General features: G+C 77.0%; 1 pseudogene. It reads right to left on the minus strand.

Going from position 1 to position 243, the window contains the following annotated elements:
* Window positions 1–230, minus strand: a pseudogene (locus ACQG3P_RS22165) (threonine/serine ThrE exporter family protein); the annotation flags it as partial.
* Between the last annotated feature and the right edge of the window lie 13 nt (window positions 231–243).

The following is a 243-nucleotide window of genomic DNA, read 5'->3' on the forward strand; positions in this document are numbered from 1 at the left end:
CGCCACGCGCACGCGCACCCCGCGAACAGCAGCGCGCTCCACACCACCCCGCCGGCGTGGGGGCGCGATGCGCGCCCCACCGGGTCCACCCCGATGAGGCCCGACAGCGTCACCGCGAGCACCGCCCCGACGGTGAGCGTGGGGATGGGGGTGATGGCCCCGGCAAAGCGCGCGGTGCCCGAGACCCCGGGCTGGCGGGCCAGGGCGGGGACCGCGTTGCTGTGGGACATGCAGGGCAACATC

Origin of the sequence: Stenotrophomonas sp. SrG, from assembly GCF_050031795.1 — a bacterium.
GTDB lineage: Bacteria > Pseudomonadota > Gammaproteobacteria > Xanthomonadales > Xanthomonadaceae > Stenotrophomonas > Stenotrophomonas rhizophila_A.